The following is a 22,588-nucleotide window of genomic DNA, read 5'->3' as shown; positions in this document are numbered from 1 at the left end:
GTGGCGCGATCGCTCTCCAAGTAGTGATAGCTTCGCGAAGTCAAGTTCATGGGCCGCTAGAGGCGGTGCTAGTGATCTCCGAGCAGCGGAGCGCGCGCGGTTTTGAGGTGATTCTATACGCCGTTAGCTCAAGAAGGGCTACGCAATGACGCCGACACCGAATTGCCCAATGTTCTTACTCGAGCAATGATGCCACGAGGTAAGAAATGAAGCGTGGAGGCATGACTACCCCCGCACCTGCAACCTTTCAGTAACCTGCGCAGTCAACGCCACACAAGCCATCTTCAACCCCTCCATCACCCGATCCCCGACATACTCCTCGGGCGAGCCATTCTGCCGAGTCCGCTCCGCAGCCAGCATCAGCTCTGCTACCACACGCAATCCCGCCAGCGCACAATCCGCATCCGCCAGCTGAAGACAACGCCCCGGGAGCTGATGCCGCTCCGGCCACGGTTGACCGTCCGCAGCCGCACCCTTTCCGATGCGACGCAGGGTAGAGACAAATCCGTTGGGATCGGGGGATGCGTCGCGCTCGGGCTCGGTATTGGCCGGATCGTACTGCGCGTGCAGGGAACGGAAATCCGATTCGTTCATGGCAATGCTCCGTACAGGACAGAAAGCAACGCCACCGATGGAGGTGGCGGGACGATGCGTGGCTCGAAAACCGGTAAGTATCAGACCGGCGGGTCCGAAGACCCCCACGCACCGCCCGCCATGGAACGCGAACGGATTGCCAGCCGGCGCCACACAAACGTGACGCCGGCTGACAAGCGTGAACATCTGATACTTGGACGGGTTTTCGAGTCCCGCGCCACCCTTTTCCGGTGGCCCGCCAATCTGCTCACGCCTGCGCCCTGAAATCCAATTGGAATTTGCGGAGAAAACACGCTGTTCCACAGAGCAGGACTATTGTCGCAGATGGCCAGCGTGCCGTATGCGACGACAATCTCCGCAATCGAACTTCAAGGAAGCTTTCTGCGACAGGAAAGATCGTAATCAGCCTGTACGCCCGCACAGAACGCTACCGCCTGCCGATCGCGCAAGGCCTCCCGAAAGCATCCGTCCACACCGAAATCGGGCCATCGTCATCGCCTCGCAGCCGAAATGGCGAGCCAAAAACGACACTTCGGCCGTCATCCTCGGCGCCACGCCTCTCGCCAGCCTGCTACCATTCCCCCGCAACCCAGCCAGCCCACCCCGTGCAGACATACCCGGGGCGGGCCGTCGCCGTACGGCCCAGCGAGCCAGGACACCCTTCCGTGCCCTTATCAAGGATGCTCGCATGTTCCGTCATTCCGCTTTCCGCTCGGCCGTCCTGGCCCTTGCCATCTCGCTCAGCGTCGGCGCGCCGGTGGCCTTCGCCGATAACGCGCCCGCCGCCAGCACCCCCGCTGCCGTGCAGCGCCAGGCCATCGCCAAGGGCCTGTACGAACTGGCGTACAGCCCCACCCAGAACGCCGTGTTCGTTGCCTCGTCCGGTGGCTTCGGCGATGACGCCGGCCCGTCGCAGGTGCTGCGCCTGAACCCGGCCACGCTGGCCGTGGAAACCCGCATCCCGCTGGAGCGCAAGGCGTTCGGCGTGGTGCTGGATGACGCCCACAACCGCCTGTACGTCGGCAACACCGTTGATACCTCGGTAACCGTGGTCGATACCGCCCAGAACAAGGCCATCGGCATCGTGCAGCTGATGGAGAAGAAGGTCGGCAAGGACGGCAAGGCCGCCTACACCCACGACCTGCGCGAACTGGTGGTCGACAGCCCGGCCAACCGTCTGTACGTCACCGGCCATTCCAGCGAGGGCAGCGTGCTGTTCGTGGTTGATACCACCACGCTGAAAGTGATCGACACCATTCCGGGCCTGGGCAACGCCAAGGCGCCAGGCCTGGCGCTGGATGCCGCCAACAAGCGTGTGTACACCAGCAACCTGCTGGCCGACCTGGTGGTAGTCGGCACCGACGCCAACAAGGTGGTGGCCCAGCACAAGATCAGCGCCGAGCAGCCGATGAACATCGCGCTGCACCCGGACGGCAAGCGCCTGTTCGTGACCGACCAGGGCTCGGAGATGATCCGCAGCTACATGACCAAGAGCAGCGCGGGCTTCACCAGCAAGCACCCGGGCCAGCGCGTGCTGGTGCTCGACCGCACCACCGGCAAGGAACTGGCCAGCATCCCGACCGACGCTGGCCCGCTGGGCATCCTGCTGGACGCACCGCGCAAGCGCCTGTACGTGACCAACCGCGACGGCGGCACGGTGACCGCGTACGACAGTGAGAGCTACCAGAAGGTGGCCACCTACCCGGTGCCGACCCACCCGAACAGCCTGGCGCTGGATGCCAAGAACAACGTGCTGTACGTGAGCATCAAGAACGGCGAGAAGGATGCCAAGGACGCGAACGAGAGCGTGGCGCGCATCCAGTTGTAAGCGCAACACGCGATAGGTCAAAGGCAGAGGCAGGGCGATCCCCTGCCTCTGTTCCTTTGGACGAAATCGTGCCGATTACGACATTGCTAGGTAGTATCCCGTCAGGCGGCCAGGAGGCTGCGTCATCTGGACGAGACGGGGGCAGGAATGAGGTATTGGTGGGTCAATCAGAAGAAGACGTTCGACGCATCGTTCCAGGGCGGCTTTCTGTGGTCCCCAAAGAAAAAGAAGGGCGGGTACTCCAGTCCCTTCTATGACCATATGACGCAGGTCCAGCCCGGCGACATGGTCTTCGCATTTGCGAACAAGCGGATCAAAGCCCTTGCGGTGGTAACGGACCCGCACCACTCCCAGGACCGACCAGACGCGTTCGATGTGCCGGATAGTGAGTGGGGCAAGGACGGTTGGGCCGTCCCTGTGACGTACCGCCTGCTCGAGGCACCGCTGCTGGTGAGCGAGCATATGGATCGTCTCGATCCTCATCTCCCGGACAAGTATTCGCCCCTCAAGCGAAACGGCAAGGCGAACGAGGCGTACCTCTGCCCGGTGCCGCAGCGCATGGCAGACGAACTCCTAGCACTGATGAGGGTTGATGTTGATGAGGTGTCGCAGTGGCAGGAGGACGTGCCGATCAACCGCGCTATCGAAAAGATTGAGAATGATCGCGAGCTCTCGGTAACTCAAAAGAAGCAGTTGATTACCGCGCGCCTGGGACAGGGGAAGTTCCGCAACAACGTGAAGGCCATTGAGCTCAGGTGCCGCGTCACGGGAACCAGTGATGTCAACTTTCTTATCGCAAGCCACATCAAGCCGTGGGCGGATAGTGACAACGCGGAGCGTCTAGATGGCAACAATGGCCTAATGCTTGCGCCGCATGTCGATCGACTATTCGATCGGGGGTTCATCTCGTTCGATGACGAGGGTGGACTTATCGTGAGCCCCAAGTTGCCCGCAACGCTGTTGCAGGATTGGTCGCTCGAGCAGCGACGGGCGCAGCAGCCGTTCAATGCAGCGCAGCGGCGGTACCTCGACTACCACCGTAACCGGCGGTTCCAGAGGTAGAACGAGAGCTCGGCACCGCTGTTTCGCATCTCAGGGAGATAACGCATGGATGGCATCATCAATCGACTGGTGGACTTGAATGGTGGGCAATTGCTCTTCCCACTCATCTTGTGCGCTATCGCTGTTCTGCTGTTCAAGTGGATTGCAAGTAATGCGCAGTCGAAAGGTACATCGCGAAAGGAGTTCCTTGAGCTATTTCAGCGTGCGGATGGCAAGGATGACCTTTGGCTCTCCGTTGCTGTGCGACATCACTTTGGCGCCTATCTGCCGGTGTCGCTGATTAAGGAACTCTCCCGGTTGGACCAGCCGGCGCGGGCAATCATGGAGATCGCTGACGCGTGGGAACTGATCGATCTGGATGACACCACCGGTGAGCTGACATGGCGCCATCGGCGGCATTCCACTCCACAACGAAGAAGGTATCTCGCTTGCGCATTCATGGCGGGCTACTGCATTACGGCCATGGTGGCCATGCTACTGGCGTACTTCTTGCTGGTCGGCGATTTCTCGCTGCGTGCATCTGCCCCGTACTGGCTATGGGTTGCGATTGCTGGCGTGTTGGCGGGGTGGTGCCTCCATCGCTACCTGCTGTTCAGTGCAGGCAGCGCAGCGATTGAGCGTTGGCTCGGAATGACGTGAGGCCGCCACTCGACTGCTGGGGTGGATCGAAGGGGCAGGCCTGTAAGCGCCCCCCAACCTCAATCCACCCCGCGGTGGTCATAGCTGATCACCCGCTCCACCTGCCAGGTGCCGTCCACGCGTCGCCACACCTGCACGAAGCGCGCCTGCCCCACCCACCGCTCCAGGCCGTCCTTGCCGCGTTCGTAGAAGCGATGGTCACCTATCTCCAATGCACGCTCGTCGTGCAGCGGGAACACCTGCAGCGAACGTTCCACCAGTTCGCGGCGCAGGCGCCAGCCGCCCTGGCGCGCGCTGTCGCACATGCGGGCCACGCTGCGCCGGAAGTCCTCGCGGCTGCTGGCCGATTTGCCGTCCTTGTCATGGAAGAACTCCATGTCCTTGGTGGTCATCGCCGCGGCCCGATCGGCATCGCAGGCCTCGAACGCCACCGCGAACAGCTGGGTATCGGCCTGGCGGATCTGCTCGCGCAGGGTATCGGACGGGGCAGGGCTGGCGGCAAGGCCGGCGGCGAGCAAGGGCAGGGCGAACAGCATGGCGCGTCTCCGTGGATGTCGGGCGCACAGTGGCACGCTGCGGGGGCGGTCGGCGCACAGGTGCGACGAAGCCGCGTCTGCCGGGTACGAACGGCCGGATTCCGGGTGCGGGTGCCGGGCGCCAGGCGTGTAGGGCATGTCATGGCGCGGGCGGATTCCCTCACGGTCGCCACAGGCGCCGCTGCCTAGGCTGGTGCCATCCTTTCATCAGGAGTTCCCATGCCTGCTTCCCCCATCCGGCTGCACATCGAAGACACCGGCGGCGAGGGCCGCCCGGTCATCCTCATCCATGGCTGGCCGCTCTCGGCCGAGGCGTGGAAGGACCAGGTGCCGATCCTGCGGGATGCGGGCTATCGCGTGATCAGCTATGACCGGCGTGGCTTCGGCCGCTCCGAGAAGCCGACTGACGGCTATGACTACGACACGCTGGCGGCCGATCTGGCCAGCATCATCGAGCAGCGCGATCTGAAGGAGGTCACGCTGGTCGGTTTCTCGATGGGTGGCGGCGAGGTGGCGCGCTACATCGCCAATCACGGCGAGTCGCGCCTGCACAGTGTGGTGTTCGCGGCTGCGGTGCCGCCGTACCTGCTGCGCACCGACGATAACCCGGAGGGCCCGCTGACCCAGGACAAGGCGGACGAGATGCGCACCGGCCTGGAACAGGACCGCGAAGCCTTCTTCGATGGTTTCACCCGCGATTTCTTCAGCGCCAACGGCAAGCTGATGGTCACCGAGGCCGAGCGCCAGGCGGCGATTGCGCTGTGCCACCAGTCCGACCAGGCGGCGGCGCTGGGTTGCATGAAGGCGTTTGCCACTACCGACTTCCGTCGCGATCTGCAGAAGGTGAGCGTTCCCACCCTGGTGCTGCACGGCGACAGTGATGCCACCGTGCCACTGGAGGGCTCGGGCAAGCGCACCCAGCGCGCCATACGCGGCAGCGAGCTGGTGGTGCTGCATAACGCGCCGCATGGCTGCAACACCAGCCACACCGACGACTTCAATCTGGCGCTGCTGAACTTCCTCAAGCAGTAACCGGCCTCTACACTCGTCGCATGCGCCAGACCCGCACGCCACCGTGGAAGAAGCCCAACCCGAAGGGCCAGAAGTCGCAGCCGTTGTCGCCTGCACAGAAGGAGGCGGCGCGGCAGCGCGCGGAGGAGAACGGGCGACCCTATCCGAACCTGGTCGACAACATGTGGGCGGCCAAGCTGCCGCGCGGTTAGCGCGGCGTTGGGCGGCCCGCTGGTGCAGGGGCGAGCAGGGGCGTCCAACCGCGTTCGCGCCAAGGTGCGAACGTGCGTGGATGGACCTGCACCGCACCGGCGGCCAGAGCGCCCCGCGCTGTCAGTGCGGCCTGCAGCTGGCGTGTCTGCATCGGCTGTGCAAACGCGACCTGCAGCAGGTCACCCTGCTGCCGTACCTGTACCGGCAGAACGTCGCGCGACTGGATTGCCAGCGGTGGGCGGCCGATGGTGTAGTCCATCTCGACCGTGCGTGCGCCCTGTGCGATGACAGGCTGCCACGCCTGCAACAGCGCGGCGTGCCGGGATACGGGCAGGCGCACCTGGGCGATGCTCGCCGGGTAGCCGACGGTGCTTTCAACCATGACCTGGAAGCGTGCGCCGTCCGGCATGACGACGGCCCATACCGCTGCCGTGGCGAAGATCGGTATGCAGCCGACGAAGTACCAGCGGCGGGGAACCGGTGCGGCAACGTGGTAGCTCCACTGCGGATGACGACGTTGCAGGCGCCGTAGTGCCTTGCGTTCGCGACGGCGCGGTGGTGTGGCCGTAGGCAGCAGGGATTGCGTGACTGGTGGCAGCTTGGCGCGCTGGGTCTGGATGACACGCGACACGGCGTAGGCCGCCCCTGCGATCATCAACAGGCCGGTGCCGTAATGCACCAGCAGGTACAGCGTCAGCATCCAGCGCACTCCATGCAACGGCTCTTCCTCGGTGGACATCGTACCGCCGAGCACACGTGTTGTCGCATCCGCCAGCCGACAGCCGTGATCGGCTTGGTTACGATGACAGACCGCCGACACGAGTGTAACGATGACATCCACTCCGTTCCCTCAGGGCCGCACGCGCGCCCCGGGACTGATGTTGCTTCTGCTGCAGGTGGTCGCCGTGCTGGGCCTTGGCCTGGCCGCAGGCTATTTCCATCACCGTGTGGATCTGTTGCTGGAGCCGGTGACGGCTGCCTGCGGTGGCCCGGACCCCGCGGCGCGACTGCGGATGGCCGAAGTGTTGATGGCGCGTGCCGGCGCACTGGATGATTGGCAGCCGCTGCGGTGGTTGCCGGTAGCGGGCATGGCGCTCGCACTGCTGGGTGCGATGGCCATCTGCGTGCATTGGTGGCACCGGGTACGGCGGCCCCTGCGCACCACCGCGTTGGGGCTGATGGCTCTGCATGCCAGCGCCATGGCGCTGGCGGCGTGGACCCTGCATCTGTACGAAGACGCGTGGAACAGCGTGGTCAGGCTGTCTCCGACGGCGTGTCTGGTCGATCTGACCCAGCAGGGACGCATGCCACTGGAGCAGGCCCAGGAAGTGGTCTTCCATATTTTCACCCGCGCGCACGCGCCGCTGCAGCGCAATCCGGATGACCTGGCCCTGGTGCTGGTGGCGCTGCTGACGGCCGCGATGGTGGGCGGTGTTGCGCTGTGGCGGGCCGCGGCTGCGGAAGAGGGGCGCTGACGGCGCTCGCGCGCTGGGCTACAGTCGGCGTTCCTGCCGACACAAGGATGGTCCATGCGTACGTGGCTGCGTGCCCTGCCGTTGCTGCTGTTGTCGCTGGCGGTGCACGCCGCGGAGGTGGACCGGCGCATCGCGGTGACCATTGATGATCTGCCGTGGGCGCGCCTGGACACCCTCCTGCCTGCGGATCTGCAGACGCGCCATGCGGCGTTGATGGCGCAGCTGCGCCAGGCCGATGTGCCGGTGGTGGGCTTCGTCAACGAGAACAAGCTGGAGGTTGATGGCCAGGTGCAGCCGGCGCGGGTGCAGATGCTGCGCGATTGGCTCGACGCGGGTTATGGGCTGGGCAACCACACCTATTCGCACATGGACCTCAATGCGCAGGGCGTAGCCGCCTTCCAGCAGGATTTCCTGCGTGGCGAACAGGTGCTGCGGCCACTGCTGGCCGAGCTCGGCCAGCGGCCACAGTGGATGCGCCATCCGTATCTGCGTGCGGGCCGGACCGCCGAGGACCGCGCGGCAATGGACGGATTCTTCCGCGACCACGGGTACCGCGTGGCGCCGGTGACGGTGGACAACGGCGAATGGGTCTGGGCCTTCGCCTACGCCAACGTGATGAATGAACAGCCGCCGTCCGCAGCCCGCGAGGCTACGCTGGCGCGGCTGCACAAGGGCTATGTGCCGTACATGCTCAACAAGCTGGACTACTACGAGCGGCAGTCGCAGGCGCTGCTGGGCTATGCCTTGCCGCAGGTCTGGCTGATGCATGCCAATGAACTGAACGCGGCCACCTTCGCCGAACTGGTGGCGGCCACCCGGCGGCGCGGCTACCGCTTCATCACGCTGGAAGAAGCCATGCGTGACCCCGCCTATGCGCGCGGCGCGGAAGGCTACAACGGCCGCTACGGCCCCAGCTGGCTGCATCGCTGGGCGATGGCCGAGAACAAGCCGAAGGACTTCTATGCCGGCGAACCGGTGGTGCCGGCGTGGGTGATGACGCTGGCGAAGGTGGATTCGGAGTAGCGCTCAGCGCTTGACCGCCAGCACGCCGTCCAGCGCGAGCTCGGCCTTGAATCCGGCCTTTTCCAGGCGCTTGGCCACTTCGCGCGGCACATCGCGGCCGCTGGTGAGCTTGTTGGGCGCGCCGGTGTAGTGGAACAGGCGGCCGCCCTTGCGCAGGACGCGGGCGAGATGGTCGTAGAACACCTGCGAATACAGTTCGCCTGCGATGCCGAAGCGCGGCGGGTCATGCAGGATCGCATCGACGCTGTTGCTGGCGATCTGCTCGATCTGCTGCGAGACGTCGCCCTGGCTGAAGTGCAGGCGACCACCGGCAGCGGCCGAGTCGGGATCGGGCGACCACGGGTTGAGCGTGCGCAGCCACATCACGTCGGCGTTCTTCTCGAACGAGCGGATCTGGCCGACGCCGGCCTCCAGTGCGCAGGCGGCGAAGTAGCCGAGCCCACCGCAGGTATCAAGCAGCGCCTTGCCCGCCGGTGCAACCAGCTCGACCTTGCGGCGCGCGTCCTCGAACGGCGACAGCTTCGAGGTGGGCAGCATCTTGATGCCGTCGATCTCGAAGGTCGGCGCACCCCACTCGGTAGGCACCAGTTTGATCAGTGAACCGCTGTAGCGTGAGATGGGAGCGAAGTCTTCGCCCTCCCAGTAGTACAGCGTGCGGTCCTTCAGCTTGCCCGGCCACGGGTAGTGCTGGCCGCGGAAATGGAAGCCTTCCGCGTCCAGCCCCACGCTGTCCTGGCTGCGCCCCAGGTCAAGCGAGCCTTGCCACTCGGGCGCGCCCTTGTCGTGGGCGCGACGCAGGGCGTCGGCGCTGTCGCGGGTCAGCAGGGGGCCGGTGTAGTGGGGCACGGCAGGCATCGGGCGGTTCGGGGGAGGGCATGGTACCGCAGCTGCCATGAAGGATAGAAAGAGCGGTGTCGGACCCCTGTGCATTGCTGCGACGACCTTCATTGAAAGGATGAAGGTCGCCAGGAAGAAACGGCCTATTGGGCAAACTGAGTTCCGCGATTGGATGCGCACTGCTTTGGTATGCATACATCCAGCGAGGTGCTCACGAATCGCGACTCGTTTACGGTGCAGATGACGCCAATTCCCTCGCTGAGAGAGAAGGGGGATGAGAAATGACGTGTATCGCTAAGGTGGCATCTGCCATTGTCAACACCAAGTGTGGCCGTTCGGGCGCCGGCGACAGAACTTTCTGCGTTCATCTGGCCCGTTGAGTAGTAGGAGATGCCCACAGGCACACGTCCATTCGGAGCAGTTGCTGTAACCCAGTCGATACTCTTCCAGTTCAATTTTGAGGCTGAACTACCGGGAGCATTTTCACGAGTGCATACCCAGCCTGCTGCCGGCCCTTCAATCGTCCCTTCCCCCTCAGACGGTTCCATATCCATGGAGGCGCAGAAGGCCTGATGATAGAGCTTGGTGGCTTCCGACTGGTCACTGTATCGATAGATCAGGCGTCCAAATCCATCTGGCTTGAGATGCTGATCAACCTGGATGTGTGCTCCGTCGAAGTCTGGCCACGTTGTACGACGAACGATGATGATCTCGCCCTTGGAGTCCAACTCGGTTCTGTCGACACTCAAGGGTGTTTCTGCGAACGCAGGTACAGCCATGGCCGTCGCTAAACATAGGATCAGCGCGCGTCTGCTCATGTGTGAGTCTCCGTTTCATGGTGGCGGAGACAGTAGGCTCAACAATATCCGGCATCTTGATTGTGACCGAAGTTGTGCCTGATCGAATTTGAAACTTTCCTCATCCGCTTGAATCCCTGCACTTCGATCAATCGCACTTCACCGCATACACCGGCCCGGCACCGATCAGCATCAGCGCCATGTAGTCGCTGTCACTGGCCTTGCCCTTCAGCGTGGCGCCGCTGTTGAAGTGGAAGAGGCCGAAGCCGCCGGCCATGCGGATCACGGCGCTGTCGATCTGTGCCGCATCGTCGCGGAAGTAGCGGCTGATCTCGCTGGAGGTGGCCTTGTGCAGCCCGTTCGGGTCGCGCTGCCATTGGCCATCGCGGTTGAAGGAAACGAAGTACTGGCTGCCTTCGCGCTCGATGCGGAAATCGGCGGTCCTGCGCGGGCTGGTGGCGAAGCAGCCTTGCAGGGCATCGGAGGAGAACGGCAGCCGTGCATCGCCACCACAGGCGGTGAACAGCAGCAGGGCACCGGGCAGCAGCAGGCGAAGCGCGCGCATGGGATGTCCCGACGAGGCAGGTGCGGCTAGTGTAGGCAGCAGCCGGGCGTGGCCCGTACAGAAATTCGGCAAGAGGACGCGTGCAATGGCACAGGGCAAGGCACCGTGGTGCGGTGTGGCCAGTGGATTGGGCCTGGTCGTGGGGTGGGCTGCAGGCACGCTTGCGGCGCAGGCGGCGGTGGCCGCGGGAGGCAATGGCCTCGCCGCGGGCCTGGGGGTGGGCGTGCTGGGCTCGGCACTGGTGGGCTGCGGGCTGGCTGTGGCATCGCGGGTGCGGGGCGAGCGTTGGCCCTGGATCGGTATCGTGGGCGCGGTGCTGAGTGCGCTGCCGTTGCTGATGTACCTGCTGCGGATGATGCTGAAGCTCTGAAGCCGGGGCGAGCGATGCTCGGCGCTATCAGGACGGGCTGTGATGGATCTCGACCGTCACGTGCACCAGCTCCTCGTGGATCGCCAGCGCCTGGCGCACGGTATCGGCATCAAGGCGGGCGTCGCTGGTCACCACGCTGGCGCTGACCGCGTACTTGCCCCGGCCCACTTGCCAGACGTGCAGGTCGGCCAGGCGTGCCGGCCATGGGCCCTGCTCGATCACCTCGCGGACCTCGGCCACCACCGGCGCGTCCATCTGCGCGTCGAGCAGGATGCGGCCACTGTCACGCAGCAGGCCGACCGCCCACACCGTGACCAGCACGGCGCCGACCAGACCCATCACGGGGTCCAGCCAGGTGAGGCCCAGCAGTTTGCCGCCGAGCAGTGCGACGATGGCCAGCACCGAGGTGGCCGCGTCGGCCAGCACGTGCAGGTAGGCCGAGCGCAGATTGAGATCGTGGCCATGCGAAGGGTCATGAACGTGATCGTGGTGATGCCCGTGATGATGCGCGTGGTCGTGCCCATGCGCGTGATGCGCGTGGCCGGGGCTGTCGTGCAGCCACCACGCACAGAGCAGATTCACGCCCAGGCCGACCACGGCGATGGCGATGGCTTCGTCGTAACGGATCGGCGCGGGTACCCACAGCCGCTGCACGGACTGCGCGGCCATCAGCGCGGCGACACCCAGCAGGGCAATGGCGCTGGTATAGCCCGCCAGAATCTCGATCTTCCAGGTGCCGAAGGCGAACCGCGGGTCGTGTGCGTAGCGCCGTGCACAGCGGTAGGCGAACACCGAAAGGCCCAGCGCGAGTGCGTGCGAGCTCATGTGCCAGCCGTCGGCCAGCACGGCCATGGAGTTGAACCACCAGCCGCCGATGATCTCCACCAGCATCATGCCGACGGTCAGCCACAGGGCGCGGCGGGTATTGCGTTCGGCAAGGGGATTGCCATCGTCGAAGCGATGGTCGTGGCGACGGGCAGCGGCGAGCGTGTCCAGATGCATGGAGTGACCGGCGGGTGGAGTTGATACCCCCATAGGGTATACGATCCACCCATGGCACATGTACACAGAAATCGAAAACAGCTGCTGACCCGGGTGCGCCGCATTGGCGGCCAGGTGGCGGCATTGGAGCAGGCGCTGGACAGGCCCGAGGGTGAAGCGGGCGACTGTGCGGACGTGCTGGTGCAGGTTGCGGCGGTGCGTGGTGCGGCCCACAGCCTGTTGATGGAGTTGCTGCACGAGCACCTGCAGGAGCATGTGGTCGGGGCTGAAGACCCGCAGCAGCGGGCGGCGGAGGCCGAGGTGCTGGTCGAACTGTTGCGGCGTTACGGGAAGTAACGCCGGGCAGGCGGCCGGCGATGCTCAGCAGTGGCGGTGCCGGCGCCGCGCGTTCCAGACGTGGGTGGCGGCCAGGAGCAGGCTGCCGGTGACGGTCAGCGGCGTTTCCCAGGCATGCGAAGGCAGCTCGAGCGCGCCGGCCAGCAGCAGGCCCAGGCCGAGACCGGCCGCGGTCCAGGCCATGACGGGCAGGCGATGGCGGCGGTCGGCCCGCCACAGGGCGTAGCCGGTCAGCGGCAGGGCGATCGCCACGAACAGCAGATGCACCCATTCGGCCTGGGCCCAGGCGCCGAACAGTGGCAACGCGGCGGCAAGCAGGGGCAGCGCCAGGCAGTGCAGCAGGCACAGGCTCGACAGGGCGAGGGCTCCGGCATCGAGCAGTGCGGGGGAAGGGGACTTCATGGGGAGGTTCCTTGCGTAACAATTGTTATATAGTAACATTTCTTTCCCGCAGCCAGACCGCTCCGACATGAACACTGTTTCCCGCGCCGACCGCCGCCTGCCCGTCACCGTGCTGTCCGGCTTTCTGGGGGCCGGCAAGACCACCCTGCTCAACCAGATCCTGCGCAACCGCGAGGGCCTGCGCGTGGCGGTCATCGTCAACGACATGAGCGAAGTCAACATCGATGCGCAGCTGGTGCGCGACGGTGGCGCCGAACTGCGCCGCACCGAAGAGACGCTGGTGGAATTCAGCAACGGCTGCATCTGCTGCACGCTGCGCGAGGACCTGCTGCAGGAAGTGCGGCGGCTGGCTGACAGCGGCCGCTACGACTACCTGCTGATCGAATCCACCGGTATCGGCGAACCGATGCCGGTGGCCGCGACCTTCGCGGTGCGCGATGAGCAGGGCTTCAGCCTGAGCGACATCGCCCGGCTGGACACGATGGTCACCGTGGTCGACGGCAGTGCCTTCCTGGCCGACTTCGGATCGACCCTGCGCCTGGCCGAGCGTGGCCAGCAGGCGGGACCGGACGACGACCGCGGGGTGGTCGACCTGCTCTGCGAGCAGGTCGAGTTCGCTGACGTGATCGTGGTCAGCAAGATCGACCAGGTGGAGGAGGAAGTGGTGCAGGACACGCTGGCCGTGCTGCGCGGCCTCAACCGCGATGCGAAGCTGCTGCTGTCCAGCTTCGGTGATGTACCGCTGACGGAACTGCTCGATACCGGCCGCTTCGACTTCGAGCGGGCGCAGCGCGCACCGGGCTGGGTGAAGGAGCTGCGTGGCGAGCACAGGCCGGAAAGCGAAGAGTACGGCATTGCCAGTTTCGTCTACCGTTCACGGCGGCCGTTCCATCCGGCCCGTTTCGCGCGCGCGTTGCGCAGTGGCATGCCCGGCGTGATCCGCAGCAAGGGCTGGTTCTGGCTGGCCAACCGCATGGACTGGGTGGGCGAGTTGAACGCGGTTGGCGCGGCAACGCGCACGCAGGCCGCAGGGTTCTGGTACGCCGCGCGTGATCGCGTACGTGCAGGCCTGGAAGACACCACGCCGCTGCTGCCGCCGACGCCCCTGCCGTACAGCGATGTGGGCTGGGCGCGCCAGCAGGCCAACTGCTGGAGCGCTCCGCTGCCGGGCGTGGAGGACTTCCCGGATCGCGCCGCGCATGCCGCGATGGCGCGGCTGTGGCATCCGCTATGGGGGGACCGTCGGCAGGAGCTGGTGGTGATCGGCGTGCACATGGATGAACGCGCGGTGCGCGCGGAACTGGACGCGTGCCTGCTGGATGACCAGGAGCTCCGCGCCGGCCCGCTGCTGTGGCAGCAGTTGCCTCAGTCGTTCCCGGCATGGAAGCGCTGACGGGAGGAGTTCAAGGGCGTGGGTCGTGCCATTGCCAACCGTCTGCTGTTACCTGCAGTACCTGCGTGGGCTGCAATGCCTGCAGCAGGTGACGGTCGTGGCTGACCATCATCAACGCACCCGGCCATGCATCCAGCAGCTGTTCCAGCGCCTGCAGTGCCCCCAGGTCCAGGGCATTGCCGGGCTCGTCGAGCAGCAGCAGCTGGGGTGCCGGGTCGGCATACAGCACGCTGGCCAGTGCGCCCTTCACCCGTTCGCCGTCGCTGAGGCTGCTGGCGGGACGCTGGATGCGCTGCGCATCCAGCCCCAGTAACGCCAGGCGCGTGCGCAGCTCGCCAGGATCGGCGGCGGGGTTGGCGGCCTGCACGCTGTCCAGAATGCTGCGCGTACCGCACAACCCCAGCAGCTGCTGGTCCAGCAGGGCCAGCGGCGCCAGGCGCTGCACGGCGCCACTGCGGGCGGGCAGGTGATCGGCCAGCACACGCAGCAGGGTCGATTTGCCACTGCCGTTGTCGCCGATCACGGCGATGCGTTGCCGGCGACGGATCTCCAGCTGCAACGGCAGGCTGCAACCGTACGGCAGTACGAGATCAGTCGCCTGCAGCAGGCGCGTGCTGCCACGTTCGCCCTCGCCCGCAAACAGGGCCAGCTCGGGTGTGGCCTGCACGGCCGATGAAGCGGCGCGCACCTGCGCGGCACTGGCCTGCAGGCGCTCGTTCTGGATCTGCTGCGCACGCCCGTGGCTGGCTTCTGCGCGCTGCTTCTGCCGGCCGAGCAGGATCGGTGCCTGGTTGGCCTGCTTCGCCTCGCGCGTGCCGCGTGCCTGCCGCTGCTGTTGGCGTTCGTGCTGCTCGCGCGCGCTGCGCTGCTGCCGCCGGTGCTGCGCACGTGCGTGGTCAAGCTGTGCGTCCGCTGCGTCCCGCTCGGCGGCGCGTGCCTCGGCATAGTGCTGCCAAGGGCCGCCGTAGCGACGCAGGCCGTGCGCGTCCAGCTCGACGATCTGCTGCATGTGCGATAGCAGTTCGCGGTCGTGGCTGATCACCAGCAGACCGCCGGTCCACTGCTGCAGCTGCGCGTAGAGCTGCTGCCGATGGCGGGCGTCGAGGTGATTGCTGGGCTCGTCCAGAATCAGCCAGTCGGCGCCACTGGCCCAGGCGCCGGACAGCGCCACCTGCATCGCCTGGCCACCGCTGAGGCGGGCCGCCGGCTGCGCAGGATCGAGATCGTCCGGTAGCTGTTGCGCCTGCCAGTGCTGTGCCAGCCGCTCGCGCAGATCCCAATGCTCGCCAATGCAGGCGAAGTCGGCCTCGTCGATGCTGCCAGCCTCGATCCGCGCCAGTGCGGCCAGCTGCGGGCCGACGCCGGCCAGCTCGCCGACGCTGCCACGGGGTGGGTGGCCGGGCGTGGGCAGCAGGAACACGTTGCCGCTGCGGTGCACGTCGCCGCTGTCCGGCGTGATCTGCCCCGCCAGCAGGCGCGCCAGCACGCTCTTGCCGGCACCGTTGGCGCCGACCAGGCCGGTGGCGACCGGTTCAAAGGAAAACGACAGGTCTGAAAACAGCGACCGGCCATCGGCCAGTCGATACGACACGCGATCGAGCGTGAGGAAATGTGCGGTCATGCGACCTCCATGGATGCCGTGTTCTCCCCTGCGCACAGGGGCGGGAAGCGTCGGGCCGTCTAGTTCGAAGACGGCGGCATCAATGGCGCATCGGTCGCGAGCCTCAAGGAGGAATGAGCGGCCAGTATAGCGCCGGCGGCTGAACGGTCGCGCCGCGGCGTGGCTACGGCACGGTGTCCAGGCGCGCGCCGACGAAGTCGATGAACACGCGCAGCTTCGGCAGTACGTGGCGCCCCGAGGGCCACAACAGGTGGAAGGTGCCGCAGGAGTGCACGTACTCGTCCAGCACCGTCACCAGGCGCCCGTCGGCCAGCGTATCGCGCACTGAATGCACGGGTACGAAGGCCAGGCCGACATCGCGCAGGGCCAGGGCCACGCGGGCTTCGATGGTGTTGGCGACCATGTGCACAGGCAGTTCCTGCACGGGTTCGCCTTCGGGCCAGTGAATCGGCCATGGCTCCAGCTTGCCGCTGCTGGGGAAGCGGTAGTGCAGCAGCGTGTGCTGCAGCAGGTCGGCCGGGGTGCGGGGCGTACCACGCCGCTGCAGATAGGCAGGCGAGGCAACGACACGCCGGGGAAACACCCCCATCCGACGCGCGTTCATGCGCGAATCGCTGGGCTCACCCACGCGCAGCACTGCGTCGAAGCCTTCTTCGATCACGTCCACCAGGCGGTCACTGAAGTCCAGGTCGAGGCGGATGTCCGGATACGCCGCCATGAATTCGGCCATCAGCGGCAGGGTGAGGTCGCCGACCAGCGGCAGGCTGATGCGCAGGGTGCCACTGGGCGTGGCATGCGGTTGCGCCAGTTCGGTACGCGCGGCATCGCGCTCGTCGAGGATGCGCCGGCAACGGGCCAGGAACAGCTGGCCCTCCGCGGTGAGGGTGATGCTGCGCGTACTGCGGTGAAACAGGCGTACGCCCAGGGCCTGTTCCAGCCGGGCCACGCACTTGCCCGCCGCGGAGGCGGAAATGCCCTGCAGGCGCCCGGTTTCGACGAAGCTGCGGGTGTCGGCGGCATGCACGAAGGTCTGCAGGTTGGCGAGATTGTCGAGAACGGACATGGGCGTGGCAGGCGGGCAGCGGCGGGGGGAATGCAACACCGTGATGCAGCGCGTTGACGCGCGATGATGGCCTTCCGGTTCCGGGCATCATGCCCATTGCGGACTCCCCGGTCCATGATGCGCGGAGCGGCAACCGGCTTTTTGCCGGCGTCCAGGCTGCCTAAGGTGGCGGCCTCTCCTCCCACGGACTGCCGTCATGAATGCCGCTCTTTCTCCAGTGACTGAACCCGCCCTGCCGTCGGTGCAGCGTCTGCTGCAGCAGGTGCACCCTCATCGGCTGGTCGGTGCGGTCGTGCAGGTGCGCGTGCACGGGGTGCTGCGCCACGCCAGCGCCACCGGCCTGGCCGACCGTGAACGCGGCGAACCGATGCGCCGTGACCATCTGTTCCGCCTGGCATCGGTGAGCAAGCCTCTGCTGACGGTGGTGATCCTGCGCCTGGTCGCCGAGGGCGTGCTTGATCTGGATGCGCCCGTGCAGCACTGGCTGCCCGATTTCCGGCCGACGCTCGCCGACGGCAGCACGCCGGCCATCAGCCTGCGCCAGCTGCTCAGTCACAGCAGCGGCCTGGGCTACCGCTTCCTGGAAGCCGATGCGCACGGCCCCTACGCGCGGGCCGGCGTCAGTGATGGCATGGATGCCAATCCGCTGTCGCTGGCCGACAACGTGCGGCGTATCGCACAGGTGCCCCTGCTGTTCCCGCCGGGCAGCCAGTGGATGTACTCGCTGGGCGTGGACGTGGCCGGGGCGGTGGCCGAAGCCGCAACGGGCGAGACCCTGCAGGCGTTGTTCGAGCGCCTGCTGGCGACGCCGCTCGGCCTGCGCGACACCGCCTTCGCAACCGGCGACGCGAGCCGCCTGGCCACGCCCTATGTCAGCGACGACCCGCTGCCGCACCGCCTGCGCGAGGGCGAGGTCGTGCCGGTGTTCCCGGAAACGGTCGGTATCGAGTACAGCCTGGCCCGGGCCACCGATGCCAGCCGCTATCCATCGGCCGGCGCGGGCCTGGTCGGCACGGCCGACGATCTGATGACAGTGCTCGAGGCGCTGCGCGACGGGCAGGCGCCTGCGCTGCTGCCGGCCCCGCTGCTGGCGCAGATGGGCACGCCGCAGGTGGGTGAGGCGGGGCCGCCGGAGCCGGCAGGCTGGGGCTTCGGCCTGGGATTTGCCGTGCTGCGCGATGCGGTTGCCGGCGCAACGCCGCAGGCGCCGGGCAGCTGGCGCTGGGGCGGTGCCTACGGCCACAGCTGGTTCGTCGACCCGGCACGGGGCCTGAGCGTGGTGGCGCTGACCAATACGCTGTACGAGGGCATGGACGGTGCATTCGTGGATGAACTGCGCGATGCGATCTACGCCGATCTGGAGGCTGCACGATGAGTGGCCACGCGATCGATGCGGCAGCCCCCGCGGGTGCGGCCTCGCGCCTGCCCTGGGCCGGCCTGCTGGCGCTGGCCGGCGGTGCCTTCATCACCCTGCTGACGGAAACACTGCCGGCCGGGGTGCTGCGTCCGATGGGCGCCAGCCTGGGTGTGAGCGATGCGGCGGTGGGTCAGCTGGTCAGCGTGTACGCGCTGGGTTCGGTACTGGCGGCGCTGCCGATGACCGCGCTGACCCAGCGTTTGCCGCGTCGTCCCCTGTTGCTGGCCGCGATCGCCGGCTTCGTGCTGGTCAATACGCTGACCGCGTTGAGCAGCAGCTACGCGCTGATTCTGGCGGCGCGCTTCCTGGCCGGCGTCAGTGGCGGCCTGCTGTGGTCGCTGGTGGCAGGTTACGCCGCGCGCATGGTGGTGCCTGAGCTGCAGGGACGCGCCATCGCGGTGGCGATGATCGGATCGCCGTTGGCCCTGTCACTGGGCGTGCCAGCCGGTACCCTGCTGGGCCAGCAGATCGGTTGGCGCTGGGCGTTCGCCCTGATGAGCGTGCTGGCGGTGCTGCTGCTGGTCTATGCGCGCTGGGCCCTGCCGGCCCTGCCCGCAGCCGGCTCCGGACGGCGTGTGTCGCTGGCTGCGGTATGGCGCATGCCGGGCGTGCGCAGCACCTTGCTGGTGATGGCGCTGTACGTACTCGCGCACAACGTGCTGTACACCTACATCGAGCCTGTGGCCTTGCAGGCCGGTGCGGGGGCCTGGCTGGACCGCCTGCTGCTGGCGTTCGGCATGGCGGCCCTTGTCGGTATCGCGATCGCTGGCTGGGGCGTGGATCGCCACCTGCATGCGCTGGTCTGGAGCACGGTGCTGGGCTTCATCGCCGCCGTCATGGCGCTGCTGTTGTGGCCGGTGAGCGCGACCGCACTGCTGCTGGCGACGATCGTGTGGGGTATGGCGTTCGGTGCGGTGCCGACCCTGTTCCAGACGGCATTGGCGCGGCGCGCCGGCGCGGCGGCCGACCTTGCGCAGTCGATGCTGGTAACCGGCTGGAACCTGGCCATTGCGGCCGGCGGCGTGGCCGGCGGCCTGGTGCTGCAGTCCGGTGACGCGCGCCATCTGGGCTGGCTGCCGCTGCTGTTGCTGGCGGCAAGTGCGGCGTGGCTGATCGCACGCCCGAAGGCCTGGGCGTAACGCTTACGGCAGTGGCTCCTGTTCGATCGGTACGCTGCGCGGGTTCTGCATCTGTTCGCGCGCTGCGCCGTAGCGCTGCTGCCGCTTGTGGTGGAACGCCACGAATTCGTCACGTGGCAGCGGCCGGGAGAACAGCCAGCCCTGCCCGAACTGCACCTTCTGACCGTGCAGATAGGCCAGCTGCGCTTCTGTCTCCACGCCTTCGGCCACGACCCACAGGCCCAGCTCGCGCGCCATGCCGATGATGTGCGGGGTGACCGGGCTGGTGGCACTGTCGGTGCCGATCGCATCGACGAAGGACTTGTCGATCTTCAGCGCATCCAGTGGCAGCTGTGCCAGGTACTGCAGGCTGGAATAGCCCACGCCGAAATCGTCGATGGCGACGCTGTGCCCGGCGCGGCGTGCCGCGGCCAGCATCGTGCGGGCGCGGTCCAGGTCGAGGAAGCCGCGCTCGGTGGCCTCCATCCAGATCTGCTGCGGCAGGATGCCGCTGCCGGTCATGTGCTTGGCGATCATCTTCAACGCGCGGCCGCTGCTGATGTCTTCGGCCGCAAGGTTGATCGCCACGTGCGCGCTGCGATCGCCGACCAGCAGTTCGCGCAGGTCGCGCACCACGTTCTCGATCACCAGATCGGTGACATCGCCGATCATGCCGGCCTCTTCGGCCAGCGGAATGAACAGGTCCGGACGCACCTGGGTGCCGTCCGGACGCTGCCAGCGCACCAGCGCTTCGGCGCCCACGCAGATGCCGGTGTCCAGTTCGATGATCGGCTGGTAATGCAGGTACAGCTCGCGACGGCGGATGGCGGTGGCCAGTTCGCCCCGCAGCGACAGCCGGCGGCGCGACAACCAGATCACCAGGCCGGCACCGGCGGCGGCCAGCAGCACGCCCAGCGGCACGAACAGCCACGCCTGCTGGCGGAAGCTGGCGGTGAGCGCGGTCCGTGGGGTGGTGGCGATGGCCAGCCATTCTTCATTGCGAGCGGTGGCGTACAGCGTGTTCTGGTCCAGACCAATGCCGGGATCGCGCAGCAGGCTCTGCAGCAGCGCCGGATCCATGTCGTTCTGCCGGGCCAGCAGGCGGCCGTCGGGGCTGGCCAGGGCCAGCCGCACGTTCGGATCAACGATGACATCGACGAAGCGGCGGGGATCGACCAGTACGTCGTAGGAGCCATACAGGATCGACAGCACCTTGCGGCGGCCGCTGGTCTCGGGACGCACATCGACCGCGATTCCGGCGCCGTCGCTGGTGACGTGGTCCGGCCTGGGCTGGTTCACGTCGGACAGGAACGGCCCCCATGAGGTGCACCGCAGTTTGCCGCCTTCGAAATAGCCCAGCTGATCGGCCGAAGGGGTGGTCATCACCAGCGTCTGCATGCGCCGGATGTGCTCCGGGCTGCAGGCGGGGAGTGCGGTGGCCTCGGCTGATTTCAGTGCGGCCAGCGCTTCCTGGTAGGACAGGTCCGCACGCCGCAGGGTGCGTTCGGCGATGTCATGCAGGCGCTGCTGCTCCACGCTCACGGCGCGGTCCCACGTGGCGTAGGCCATGACGGCGATGGGAATGGCCGCCGCCAGCAGCGCCAGCGCGGTTCCCCCGATGATGATCCGCAGTCGGCTCACGTCCGGGGCTCCAGCAAGGCAGGCAGGGCAGGGCGCATGGTCGGGCCGATCCTTGGGCAGATGCGGCTATCTGAGCACGCCGCCGCGCCGGGCGGAATGGGACGAATCAGGTATTCGGTCACATTGTGGTGAAAGCGGCCAACTTTGCCGGATTCAGCCCGTCCCCAGCTGGCGCAACCGGCCCGGGAGGACTACCGTCGGACGCTTCGCCCGCCGATTCCGCGCCATGACCGACCCTGCCCAGCCCCCCGAGCATCTGCGCCGCAGCCTGTCCAACCGCCACCTTCAGCTGATTGCCATCGGCGGTGCCATCGGCACCGGTCTGTTCATGGGATCGGGCAAGACCATCAGCCTGGCCGGGCCGTCCATCGTGTTCGTCTACCTGATCATCGGCGCGATGCTGTTCTTCGTCATGCGCGCGATGGGCGAACTGCTGCTGTCCAACCTGCAGTACAAATCCTTCATCGATTTTTCCACCGATCTGCTCGGGCCCTGGGCCGGCTTCTTCTGTGGATGGACCTACTGGTTCTGCTGGATCGTCACCGCCATCGCCGATGTCATCGCCATCGCTGCGTACGCACAGTTCTGGTTCCCCGGCCTGGATGCGTGGATTCCGGCACTGATGTGCGTGCTGTTGCTGCTGGGGCTGAATCTGGTGACAGTGAAGCTGTTCGGTGAGATGGAGTTCTGGTTCGCGCTGATCAAGATCGTGGCGATCTGCGCGCTGATCATCACCGGCGCCGGCCTGGTGGCGTGGGGCTTCACCTCGCCCAGCGGGCACACCGCCTCGCTGGCCAACCTGTGGAACGACGGTGGCATGTTCCCGATGGGACTGGTCGGCTTCTTTGCCGGTTTCCAGATCGCGGTGTTCGCCTTCGTCGGCATCGAGCTGGTGGGAACCACCGCCGCTGAAACCGCCGACCCGGAGCGCAACCTGCCCAAGGCGATCAACTCGATCCCGGTGCGCATCATCATCTTCTACGTGCTTGCGCTGGTGGCGATCATGGCAGTGACGCCGTGGCGGCAGGTGGTGCCGGACAAGAGCCCGTTCGTGCAGCTGTTCGTATTGGCCGGGATCCCTGCCGCCGCCAGCCTGATCAATTTCGTGGTGCTGACCTCGGCAACGTCCTCGGCCAACAGCGGCATCTTCTCCACCAGCCGCATGCTGTATGGCCTGGCGGAAGAAGGCCACGCGCCGCGCGGCCTGTCGAAACTGTCGCGCGCGGCGGTGCCGGCCCGCGGGCTGCTGTTCTCCTGCCTGTGCCTGCTGGGCGGCACGCTGCTGATCTACCTGATTCCGAATCTGGTGACCGCCTTCACCCTGGTGACGACGCTGGCGACGGTGCTCTTCATCTTCGTCTGGTCGCTGATCCTGGTGGCTTACATGGTCTACCGCCGCCGTTACCCGCAGCGCCACGAGGCCTCGATCTTCAAGATGCCCGGTGGCGTGGCGATGTGCTGGGCGTGCCTGGTGTTCTTCGCGGGCGTGCTGGTCCTGTTGAGCCTGCAGGCCGATACCCGCCAGGCCCTGATCGCCAGCCCGGCGTGGTTCGTGCTGCTGGGCGTGGGCTACGCGCTGCGCAGCCGGATGGCCCGCTAGGGGCGCGGCCGCCACCGCATTCACCCATCGTTAGCGGGGGCGGCC

Annotated in this window: 24 protein-coding genes; 13 read left to right on the top strand and 11 right to left on the bottom strand. The window is 66.6% G+C overall.

The annotated features are described in order from the left end of the window. Positions 1-225: 225 nt before the first annotated feature. A complete protein-coding gene (locus ACX9OW_RS18630; RefSeq protein WP_459062679.1) occupies positions 226-594 on the bottom strand; it encodes a hypothetical protein in 369 nt (122 codons plus the stop codon). 688 nt (positions 595-1,282) lie between these two features. Here ACX9OW_RS18630 and ACX9OW_RS18625 point away from each other — a divergent pair. From ACX9OW_RS18625 to ACX9OW_RS18615, 3 genes are all read left to right on the top strand, one after another. Further along, a complete protein-coding gene (locus ACX9OW_RS18625) occupies positions 1,283-2,422 on the top strand; it encodes a YncE family protein (RefSeq protein ID WP_459062678.1) in 1,140 nt (379 codons plus the stop codon). 147 nt (positions 2,423-2,569) lie between these two features. Continuing rightward, positions 2,570-3,484 (top strand): HNH endonuclease, encoded by a 915-nt coding sequence (locus ACX9OW_RS18620; RefSeq protein ID WP_459062677.1) that lies wholly within the window; start codon positions 2,570-2,572, stop codon positions 3,482-3,484. Between the two features lie 45 nt (positions 3,485-3,529). After that, complete coding sequence (locus ACX9OW_RS18615; protein WP_414487753.1) at positions 3,530-4,123, top strand: hypothetical protein; 594 nt, start codon at positions 3,530-3,532, stop codon at positions 4,121-4,123. Positions 4,124-4,182: 59 nt separating this feature from the next. On the opposite strand, the gene ACX9OW_RS18610 is transcribed toward ACX9OW_RS18615, so the two are convergent. Beyond that, complete coding sequence (locus tag ACX9OW_RS18610) at positions 4,183-4,659, bottom strand: nuclear transport factor 2 family protein (RefSeq protein ID WP_459062676.1); 477 nt, start codon at positions 4,657-4,659, stop codon at positions 4,183-4,185. A 219-nt stretch (positions 4,660-4,878) separates the two neighbouring features. Here ACX9OW_RS18610 and ACX9OW_RS18605 point away from each other — a divergent pair, with 219 nt between their 5' ends. Both ACX9OW_RS18605 and ACX9OW_RS18600 read left to right on the top strand, forming a co-directional pair. Next, positions 4,879-5,691, top strand: a complete 813-nt coding sequence (locus ACX9OW_RS18605; RefSeq protein ID WP_459062675.1) for an alpha/beta fold hydrolase — start codon at positions 4,879-4,881, stop codon at positions 5,689-5,691. A 20-nt stretch (positions 5,692-5,711) separates the two neighbouring features. After that, entirely contained in the window at positions 5,712-5,882 is a 171-nt protein-coding gene (locus ACX9OW_RS18600) for a hypothetical protein (protein ID WP_164972344.1), read from the top strand. Here the strand turns inward: ACX9OW_RS18600 and ACX9OW_RS18595 are convergent. Beyond that, complete coding sequence (locus tag ACX9OW_RS18595) at positions 5,879-6,622, bottom strand: hypothetical protein (protein ID WP_459062674.1); 744 nt, start codon at positions 6,620-6,622, stop codon at positions 5,879-5,881. The genes ACX9OW_RS18600 and ACX9OW_RS18595 overlap by 4 nt on opposite strands. Before the next feature lie 139 nt (positions 6,623-6,761). On the opposite strand from ACX9OW_RS18595, the gene ACX9OW_RS18590 reads away from it, so the two are divergent. Beyond that, positions 6,762-7,358: a hypothetical protein gene (locus ACX9OW_RS18590; RefSeq protein WP_253161724.1), complete on the top strand. Its 597-nt coding sequence runs from the start codon at positions 6,762-6,764 to the stop codon at positions 7,356-7,358. Positions 7,359-7,412: 54 nt separating this feature from the next. Then, positions 7,413-8,381: a polysaccharide deacetylase family protein gene (locus tag ACX9OW_RS18585; RefSeq protein ID WP_459062673.1), complete on the top strand. Its 969-nt coding sequence runs from the start codon at positions 7,413-7,415 to the stop codon at positions 8,379-8,381. Between the two features lie 3 nt (positions 8,382-8,384). Here ACX9OW_RS18585 and ACX9OW_RS18580 read toward each other — a convergent pair whose 3' ends face one another. The 3 genes from ACX9OW_RS18580 to ACX9OW_RS18570 all read right to left on the bottom strand — a co-directional run bounded on the left by ACX9OW_RS18580 (position 8,385) and on the right by ACX9OW_RS18570 (position 10,580). Continuing rightward, positions 8,385-9,227, bottom strand: a complete 843-nt coding sequence (locus tag ACX9OW_RS18580; RefSeq protein WP_065182578.1) for a class I SAM-dependent methyltransferase — start codon at positions 9,225-9,227, stop codon at positions 8,385-8,387. A 134-nt stretch (positions 9,228-9,361) separates the two neighbouring features. Continuing rightward, positions 9,362-10,036 (bottom strand): hypothetical protein, encoded by a 675-nt coding sequence (locus tag ACX9OW_RS18575; RefSeq protein WP_459062672.1) that lies wholly within the window; start codon positions 10,034-10,036, stop codon positions 9,362-9,364. A gap of 127 nt (positions 10,037-10,163) precedes the next feature. Further along, a complete protein-coding gene (locus ACX9OW_RS18570; RefSeq protein WP_322523345.1) occupies positions 10,164-10,580 on the bottom strand; it encodes a hypothetical protein in 417 nt (138 codons plus the stop codon). A gap of 85 nt (positions 10,581-10,665) precedes the next feature. On the opposite strand from ACX9OW_RS18570, the gene ACX9OW_RS18565 reads away from it, so the two are divergent. After that, entirely contained in the window at positions 10,666-10,950 is a 285-nt protein-coding gene (locus tag ACX9OW_RS18565) for a hypothetical protein (protein ID WP_312555000.1), read from the top strand. A 27-nt stretch (positions 10,951-10,977) separates the two neighbouring features. Here ACX9OW_RS18565 and dmeF read toward each other — a convergent pair whose 3' ends face one another. Further along, positions 10,978-11,952, bottom strand: coding sequence for a CDF family Co(II)/Ni(II) efflux transporter DmeF (gene dmeF, locus ACX9OW_RS18560; RefSeq protein WP_459062671.1), 975 nt, complete (start codon positions 11,950-11,952; stop codon positions 10,978-10,980). A gap of 51 nt (positions 11,953-12,003) precedes the next feature. Between dmeF and ACX9OW_RS18555 the strand changes: the two genes are divergently transcribed. Continuing rightward, positions 12,004-12,288, top strand: coding sequence for a metal-sensing transcriptional repressor (locus tag ACX9OW_RS18555; RefSeq protein ID WP_049417302.1), 285 nt, complete (start codon positions 12,004-12,006; stop codon positions 12,286-12,288). A 24-nt stretch (positions 12,289-12,312) separates the two neighbouring features. On the opposite strand, the gene ACX9OW_RS18550 is transcribed toward ACX9OW_RS18555, so the two are convergent. Further along, positions 12,313-12,690: a MerC domain-containing protein gene (locus tag ACX9OW_RS18550; RefSeq protein ID WP_053518817.1), complete on the bottom strand. Its 378-nt coding sequence runs from the start codon at positions 12,688-12,690 to the stop codon at positions 12,313-12,315. A gap of 67 nt (positions 12,691-12,757) precedes the next feature. Here ACX9OW_RS18550 and ACX9OW_RS18545 point away from each other — a divergent pair, with 67 nt between their 5' ends. Then, complete coding sequence (locus tag ACX9OW_RS18545) at positions 12,758-14,083, top strand: GTP-binding protein (RefSeq protein WP_459062670.1); 1,326 nt, start codon at positions 12,758-12,760, stop codon at positions 14,081-14,083. A gap of 10 nt (positions 14,084-14,093) precedes the next feature. On the opposite strand, the gene ACX9OW_RS18540 is transcribed toward ACX9OW_RS18545, so the two are convergent. Together ACX9OW_RS18540 and ACX9OW_RS18535 are read right to left on the bottom strand one after the other, a co-directional pair. Further along, positions 14,094-15,704, bottom strand: coding sequence for an ABC-F family ATP-binding cassette domain-containing protein (locus ACX9OW_RS18540; protein ID WP_459062669.1), 1,611 nt, complete (start codon positions 15,702-15,704; stop codon positions 14,094-14,096). Positions 15,705-15,867: 163 nt separating this feature from the next. After that, positions 15,868-16,767 carry a LysR family transcriptional regulator gene (locus ACX9OW_RS18535; protein WP_053518823.1) on the bottom strand — a complete coding sequence of 300 codons (900 nt, stop codon included), beginning with the start codon at positions 16,765-16,767 and terminating at the stop codon, positions 15,868-15,870. A gap of 196 nt (positions 16,768-16,963) precedes the next feature. Here ACX9OW_RS18535 and ACX9OW_RS18530 point away from each other — a divergent pair, with 196 nt between their 5' ends. After that, positions 16,964-18,142: a serine hydrolase domain-containing protein gene (locus ACX9OW_RS18530; protein ID WP_459062668.1), complete on the top strand. Its 1,179-nt coding sequence runs from the start codon at positions 16,964-16,966 to the stop codon at positions 18,140-18,142. Continuing rightward, positions 18,139-19,323, top strand: coding sequence for an MFS transporter (locus tag ACX9OW_RS18525; RefSeq protein ID WP_459062667.1), 1,185 nt, complete (start codon positions 18,139-18,141; stop codon positions 19,321-19,323). Before ACX9OW_RS18530 ends, ACX9OW_RS18525 begins: the two co-directional genes overlap by 4 nt. A gap of 3 nt (positions 19,324-19,326) precedes the next feature. On the opposite strand, the gene ACX9OW_RS18520 is transcribed toward ACX9OW_RS18525, so the two are convergent. Then, entirely contained in the window at positions 19,327-20,943 is a 1,617-nt protein-coding gene (locus ACX9OW_RS18520; protein WP_065182542.1) for an EAL domain-containing protein, read from the bottom strand. Positions 20,944-21,169: 226 nt separating this feature from the next. Here ACX9OW_RS18520 and cycA point away from each other — a divergent pair, with 226 nt between their 5' ends. Further along, the gene (gene cycA, locus ACX9OW_RS18515; RefSeq protein WP_180875803.1) at positions 21,170-22,543 is read left to right on the top strand and encodes a D-serine/D-alanine/glycine transporter; all 1,374 of its coding nucleotides are present in this window, start codon (positions 21,170-21,172) and stop codon (positions 22,541-22,543) included. Positions 22,544-22,588: the final 45 nt, after the last annotated feature.

The sequence above is a fragment of the Stenotrophomonas genospecies 5 genome (genome assembly GCF_054473825.1).
The sequence above is the reverse complement of the archived record's forward strand: the minus strand, read 5'-3'. Positions and strand labels throughout refer to the sequence as shown.

Bases quoted from the DNA above. Each gene is read 5' to 3' on its own strand.
- ACX9OW_RS18630 (WP_459062679.1), bottom strand. From the start codon at position 594: ATGAACGAATCGGATTTCCGTTCCCTGCACGCGCAGTACGATCCGGCC.
- ACX9OW_RS18625 (WP_459062678.1), top strand. From the start codon at position 1,283: ATGTTCCGTCATTCCGCTTTCCGCTCGGCCGTCCTGGCCCTTGCCATC.
- ACX9OW_RS18620 (WP_459062677.1), top strand. From the start codon at position 2,570: ATGAGGTATTGGTGGGTCAATCAGAAGAAGACGTTCGACGCATCGTTC.
- ACX9OW_RS18615 (WP_414487753.1), top strand. From the start codon at position 3,530: ATGGATGGCATCATCAATCGACTGGTGGACTTGAATGGTGGGCAATTG.
- ACX9OW_RS18610 (WP_459062676.1), bottom strand. From the start codon at position 4,659: ATGCTGTTCGCCCTGCCCTTGCTCGCCGCCGGCCTTGCCGCCAGCCCT.
- ACX9OW_RS18605 (WP_459062675.1), top strand. From the start codon at position 4,879: ATGCCTGCTTCCCCCATCCGGCTGCACATCGAAGACACCGGCGGCGAG.
- ACX9OW_RS18600 (WP_164972344.1), top strand. From the start codon at position 5,712: ATGCGCCAGACCCGCACGCCACCGTGGAAGAAGCCCAACCCGAAGGGC.
- ACX9OW_RS18595 (WP_459062674.1), bottom strand. From the start codon at position 6,622: ATGTCCACCGAGGAAGAGCCGTTGCATGGAGTGCGCTGGATGCTGACG.
- ACX9OW_RS18590 (WP_253161724.1), top strand. From the start codon at position 6,762: ATGTTGCTTCTGCTGCAGGTGGTCGCCGTGCTGGGCCTTGGCCTGGCC.
- ACX9OW_RS18585 (WP_459062673.1), top strand. From the start codon at position 7,413: ATGCGTACGTGGCTGCGTGCCCTGCCGTTGCTGCTGTTGTCGCTGGCG.
- ACX9OW_RS18575 (WP_459062672.1), bottom strand. From the start codon at position 10,036: ATGAGCAGACGCGCGCTGATCCTATGTTTAGCGACGGCCATGGCTGTA.
- ACX9OW_RS18570 (WP_322523345.1), bottom strand. From the start codon at position 10,580: ATGCGCGCGCTTCGCCTGCTGCTGCCCGGTGCCCTGCTGCTGTTCACC.
- ACX9OW_RS18565 (WP_312555000.1), top strand. From the start codon at position 10,666: ATGGCACAGGGCAAGGCACCGTGGTGCGGTGTGGCCAGTGGATTGGGC.
- dmeF (WP_459062671.1), bottom strand. From the start codon at position 11,952: ATGCATCTGGACACGCTCGCCGCTGCCCGTCGCCACGACCATCGCTTC.
- ACX9OW_RS18555 (WP_049417302.1), top strand. From the start codon at position 12,004: ATGGCACATGTACACAGAAATCGAAAACAGCTGCTGACCCGGGTGCGC.
- ACX9OW_RS18550 (WP_053518817.1), bottom strand. From the start codon at position 12,690: ATGAAGTCCCCTTCCCCCGCACTGCTCGATGCCGGAGCCCTCGCCCTG.
- ACX9OW_RS18545 (WP_459062670.1), top strand. From the start codon at position 12,758: ATGAACACTGTTTCCCGCGCCGACCGCCGCCTGCCCGTCACCGTGCTG.
- ACX9OW_RS18540 (WP_459062669.1), bottom strand. From the start codon at position 15,704: ATGACCGCACATTTCCTCACGCTCGATCGCGTGTCGTATCGACTGGCC.
- ACX9OW_RS18535 (WP_053518823.1), bottom strand. From the start codon at position 16,767: ATGTCCGTTCTCGACAATCTCGCCAACCTGCAGACCTTCGTGCATGCC.
- ACX9OW_RS18530 (WP_459062668.1), top strand. From the start codon at position 16,964: ATGAATGCCGCTCTTTCTCCAGTGACTGAACCCGCCCTGCCGTCGGTG.
- ACX9OW_RS18525 (WP_459062667.1), top strand. From the start codon at position 18,139: ATGAGTGGCCACGCGATCGATGCGGCAGCCCCCGCGGGTGCGGCCTCG.
- cycA (WP_180875803.1), top strand. From the start codon at position 21,170: ATGACCGACCCTGCCCAGCCCCCCGAGCATCTGCGCCGCAGCCTGTCC.